General features: G+C 38.4%; 7 protein-coding genes. All 7 read left to right on the top strand.

What is annotated here, in order from left to right; all coding sequences use genetic code 11:
• Positions 1-434: 434 nt before the first annotated feature.
• Complete coding sequence (locus tag BBG47_RS27125; protein ID WP_065294338.1) at positions 435-1,289, top strand: ABC transporter ATP-binding protein; 855 nt, start codon at positions 435-437, stop codon at positions 1,287-1,289.
• A complete protein-coding gene (locus BBG47_RS27120; protein WP_065294337.1) occupies positions 1,282-1,938 on the top strand; it encodes an ABC-2 transporter permease in 657 nt (218 codons plus the stop codon). The genes BBG47_RS27125 and BBG47_RS27120 overlap by 8 nt, the downstream gene beginning before the upstream one ends.
• Positions 1,935-2,300 (top strand): GntR family transcriptional regulator, encoded by a 366-nt coding sequence (locus tag BBG47_RS27115; protein WP_065294336.1) that lies wholly within the window; start codon positions 1,935-1,937, stop codon positions 2,298-2,300. The genes BBG47_RS27120 and BBG47_RS27115 overlap by 4 nt, the downstream gene beginning before the upstream one ends.
• A 50-nt stretch (positions 2,301-2,350) precedes the next feature.
• A complete protein-coding gene (locus tag BBG47_RS27110; RefSeq protein WP_065294335.1) occupies positions 2,351-2,719 on the top strand; it encodes a hypothetical protein in 369 nt (122 codons plus the stop codon).
• A gap of 238 nt (positions 2,720-2,957) precedes the next feature.
• On the top strand, positions 2,958-3,161 hold the full coding sequence (locus tag BBG47_RS27105; RefSeq protein ID WP_021260544.1) for a zinc ribbon domain-containing protein: 204 nt from the start codon (positions 2,958-2,960) through the stop codon (positions 3,159-3,161).
• A gap of 230 nt (positions 3,162-3,391) precedes the next feature.
• Complete coding sequence (locus BBG47_RS27100; RefSeq protein WP_065294334.1) at positions 3,392-4,246, top strand: MBL fold metallo-hydrolase; 855 nt, start codon at positions 3,392-3,394, stop codon at positions 4,244-4,246.
• A gap of 322 nt (positions 4,247-4,568) precedes the next feature.
• Positions 4,569-4,664 carry a competence inhibitor ComI gene (gene comI, locus BBG47_RS29670; RefSeq protein ID WP_021255831.1) on the top strand — a complete coding sequence of 32 codons (96 nt, stop codon included), beginning with the start codon at positions 4,569-4,571 and terminating at the stop codon, positions 4,662-4,664.
• Positions 4,665-4,670 lie beyond the last annotated feature (6 nt).

Raw genomic sequence — 4,670 nt, 5'->3', positions numbered from 1 at the left:
ATTTGTATCTCTGTTATCTTATATATAATCATAAAAGTAAAGCAGCAATTAAAAAAGTTTAAAATGAGAGAACCTCGAAGTCCAATTGTCTAAGATCCATACAGAATAATACCTTAGTTTACCATACCTCTAAAGATCAAGTGATTTGATGTTTCACATTGAACTGAATCTACTAGAGTTAAGGAGTCTGCAATTAATATTGCAGGCTTTTTTGTATGTGGGGAGGAGCATCGGTGACCGAGGTGATTGCTCTCGCCGTAGGTAGAGCGGGAAAAATAACAAGACTGTTTTGACCCGGGAAGGGATTCTTAGGATAGTTGAAAAATTGCTAAAAATAAATTCCGTAAATTAGGCCACGAAGTAATTGACTTCTAGAAATTTCCTGTGTTATATTGTGCATACACGACATACACAATTTGATGAGGAGGTCCTGTATGCTGGCATTAGACATTCGAAACGTAAACAAGAAGTTTCAAAATTTTCAGTTAAAAGATGTGTCGTTTCAATTGGAAAAGGGTTATATTATGGGATTTATCGGTGCCAATGGCGCAGGAAAGACAACCACAATAAAATCGATCCTGAATATGATTCAAATTGACAGCGGTGAAGTCCGTATTTTGGGCAAAAACATTGCCGAACACGAAATCGAATTGAAACAAGAAATCGGATACGCATTCGGCGGCATCGATTTTTATACTCGAAGCAAAATCAAAACGGTGACCGATGTGATTAAAAAATTCTATACGAATTGGGATGATGAAACCTATTCCCGCTATTTGAGAAGATTTAAATTGGATGAAAACAAAAAAATCATCGAATTGTCGACGGGAATGAAAGTGAAGTACAGTTTGGCCCTTGCCTTGTCCCATGGTGCAAAGCTTCTTATCCTTGATGAACCAACAAGCGGACTCGATCCGGTCGCAAGAGATGATTTGTTGGATATTTTTCAAGAGCTCGTAGTAGATGGAGAAATCAGTATTCTTTTCTCCACTCATATTACATCTGACTTGGAGAAATGCGCCGATTTTATTACTTTTATCGAAAACGGACAGATTATCAACAGCTCTGAGAAAGATGAATTTATTGCGTCATATCGCCTACTGAATGGTAGCAAAATTCAGCTGGATCAGGTGAAAGAAAAGTTGATTTCCTACAAAGTAAATTCCTTCGGCTTTTCAGGATTGATCCACACCAAAGACTTCGAACCAACTTCCGATATTCAAGCAATCACACCGAGTCTTGAGGAAGTCATGATTTATTTCGCGAAAAAGGAGGATGTGCATGTATAACTTAGTGATGAAGGATTTAAAATTAGGCGTCCATCCTATGTTTTTTATAATGCCTCTGATTCTGGGCGCCTTAATGCTCGTTCCTGGTTGGTTATATTTTATCGTCATTCTGTATTTTTGCTGGATAACGATCCCGAATATATTTGGCGGATATAGAACTCAGAACGATTTGATGTTTACCAGTATGATGCCGGTAACGAGAAGTGACATGGTGAAAGCAAGGATACTCGTTATAGTCATTCTGGAATTATTGCATATGGTTAGTGCAATGATCTTCGGTATGATAAATCTTCGCTTATATCCGAATCTGACCCACTATTTCTTCGCACCGCACATGGGTTTCTGGGGTCTATGTTTTGTTATGCTCGCGATCTTCAATATTATCTTTATTTCCATGTATTACAAGACGGCGTATAAATATGGCGGGGCAGCCTTGGCATCCATTTCGGCTGCTATGCTTTTTGCCGGAGTTGCACAATGGCTCGGAGTCCAGAATTCTTTTGTGTCAGACACTTTCAATGGCAGTGGTGCCCACAATATGACGCTTCAAATTTCCATCTTGATTGCAGGAATCGTGATATTTATTGCATTCACTATGATTGCTTATCAAATTGCGGTTAGACGGTTCCTAAAAGTGGAGATCCAATGAACGTATCTATTTCGAACACATCTGAAAAGCCGATTTATCAGCAGCTTTTCGAACAAATCAGCGCCCAAATTTTGAAAGGCGAATTAGAGAGCGGTTATTGTTTGCCACCAATTCGACAAGCAGCCTTGGAGCTTCGTGTTAGTGTCATTACCGTAAAGAAAGCTTGGGAAGAACTCGAACGAAGTGGTTTGATAAATACAGTAACAGGTAAAGGGTGTTTCGTAGCCGAATTCACATCCGACGAAATACAGCAAATACGCAACGAAATGGTTTTGAAGCAAATGGTTAACGACACTTCATACTACAAATCCTTTGGCCTCACCCTAGATGAAGTTATTGAGCTGTTGAAGAAGATTTATTAACGGCTGGCAGGTGTGGTTTATTACAAATTTCATAAAGGAGTTGTAGTGTCATGAAAAGGTTAGATAGCATATTTCTCGTCGGATTGTTGCTGCTGATTGCCGGAGTTGTGTGGGCGCTCACGATGAATGGCATTGGAGCGAAAGAGTGGATTTTGCTACTATCAGGAACTATATTGGGTATCTTAGCCGGAGTGTTTCAAGGATGGATGCTAAAACTCAATAAACGAGGAAAAATCGGGTCGGGCATGAAGATATTCGGAATAGTTGGAGCAATCATCTTGCTTGTTGCTCTGAAGGTCACAATAAATATCTCAATTCCTTCGTATTTAGCTACGAGCGAGAGTGGAATCTGGGTGTCAGTTGTTTATGCTATTGGAGGCCTTTTCCTCGGACGTTCATTGTACTCCCGCCTCCGGTGAATGGAATGGAAAGCTCTCGTGACGGGAGCTTTTTTCATTGGTTTTTACAAAGTACCACGTTATATTCACGCATCAGGGCTTTCGCCTCCTTATTGTCAGATATATAATCGATCGAGGAAGATACAGCACACAACTAACGACCCAGCCTAATTGAAAATAGATTCATTCTGTTTTTTCGCAACCTTATATGCATTGGAAACGTACGAAGAAACATAACATGTTGGGGAGTGACAGATGTATGAGTGAAAAAGGATGCATCAAATGCGGAAGCAGAGACGCAAGGACGAAAGAAGTAGCGATGACCGGCACAGGGCTATCCAAAATGTTCGATATTCAGCACAATCAATTTATAGTCGTGTACTGTGCAAATTGCGGGTATTCCGAATTTTACAATAAAAAATCATCGGCTGGCTCGAATGTTCTTGATTTCTTTTTCGGTTGATAAGGTAAAGCAACAATAATTTTATAACACATCTTGTTGAGCAGGCTACCGCAGCCTGCTTATTTTATTAAGCTTACGTACTGTTTAGTTATAATTGTTTATTACCTTCTATATCATTTGTGAGATGCTATAATTGTAAAATATAACTAAATGGGTGGGGGTGGTACCAATGAAAAATTGTGATGAAGAGACTCGTGAGAAACGAAAGTTCTTAAAAGAGGGGATATTGTATGTTAAATAAATTGAGTGATTCCATTTATTATTTATCTAACCAAAACGAGAAAGAAAGACCGACATTAGGGTTGGTTTGTGGAGAAAAATATAGTCTAGTCATCGACGCTGGAAATTCTGTTCAGCATGCTAGGGATTTTTTAAATGAAATCGAGAAATTAAACGTACCTCCGGTTAAGTATTTGGTAATCACACATGCACATTGGGATCACTTTTTGGGGATGAATGAGTATAATGCAACGATTATTGTGAATAGCCTTACCGATCAATTATTGAATACGTGGCGAAACTATTCTTTTGACGATCACTCTCTTCAAGAATATGTAGATGCTAAGAAGATGGATTCACTGTGTGTGGAGATTATCAAGAATGAAGTGCCAAATAGGGATGTGTTCAAATTAAATTCTTCAGATATTGTTTTTGATGGGTCTCTCGTTCTTGACTTAGGAAATAAGATTTGTGTTATTGAGAGAATCAGAAGCACTCATACTGATGATTCAACCATTGTTTATGTTCCCGATGAAAAAGCAATTTTCCTTGGAGATAGTTTTTATGGTACAACCAAAAATTCTTTATTTCACTATAAAAAGTCTCATTTAGAGCCAATGATAGAAGATATTCAGAAATTCGATGCGAGTCACTTTATTGCTGGTCATGAATCGATTTGTGATATCGAAGAAATGGATTTGTTCTGGAAAGAGCTAAGATCGTCCAGTAAAGCCGCAAATTCAACTTCATTAGAGGAATCATTAAAGACTTTTGAAAATGAAAATAAAAGGAAGCCTATTGGAGATGAACTATTCTTCATTAAAGCGTTTGTAAACGATCAGATATTACATTCAGAAGAGCGTTAATTTGAAGTGATTTTATGATGCCGCAGAGATCCTATAACAAAGTATTCACGCCTGAGCTTTCGCCCCTTGATTGCCAGATGTATAATAATGGATGGAGGTTAGACAACGGACGAGCCAGCCTAAGATAAGAGCTATCTAAGGCTGGCTCGTGTCGTGAAATACGGGAACGTTATTTGGAAGGTATGTGAATTGCATTAATACCATGTTCAAACTGTAAGTTCAAAACTATAAGAACACTTGTACGTGGATGTGGAAAAAGGTAAAATATAACTACAATTGAATCTTGGGTGGGCATGGTTTCCCTTCGAAAGGAGGTGAAGCCATGGAAGTAAAAGACGCAATAACGATCATGCTCCTTTTTGGAACATTCATTCTTGCTCTTTTAACGTACATTAATCATAACAACAAGAGAAAGTAAAAACCC

The sequence above is a fragment of the Paenibacillus sp. KS1 genome, assembly GCF_001680695.1.
GTDB lineage: Bacteria > Bacillota > Bacilli > Paenibacillales > Paenibacillaceae > Paenibacillus_B > Paenibacillus_B suaedae.
The sequence above is the reverse complement of the archived record's forward strand: the minus strand, read 5'-3'. Positions and strand labels throughout refer to the sequence as shown.

Coding starts and splice junctions, on each gene's coding strand:
- BBG47_RS27125 (WP_065294338.1), top strand. CDS start 435: ATGCTGGCATTAGACATTCGAAACGTAAACAAGAAGTTTCAAAATTTT.
- BBG47_RS27120 (WP_065294337.1), top strand. CDS start 1,282: ATGTATAACTTAGTGATGAAGGATTTAAAATTAGGCGTCCATCCTATG.
- BBG47_RS27115 (WP_065294336.1), top strand. CDS start 1,935: ATGAACGTATCTATTTCGAACACATCTGAAAAGCCGATTTATCAGCAG.
- BBG47_RS27110 (WP_065294335.1), top strand. CDS start 2,351: ATGAAAAGGTTAGATAGCATATTTCTCGTCGGATTGTTGCTGCTGATT.
- BBG47_RS27105 (WP_021260544.1), top strand. CDS start 2,958: ATGAGTGAAAAAGGATGCATCAAATGCGGAAGCAGAGACGCAAGGACG.
- BBG47_RS27100 (WP_065294334.1), top strand. CDS start 3,392: ATGTTAAATAAATTGAGTGATTCCATTTATTATTTATCTAACCAAAAC.
- comI (WP_021255831.1), top strand. CDS start 4,569: ATGGAAGTAAAAGACGCAATAACGATCATGCTCCTTTTTGGAACATTC.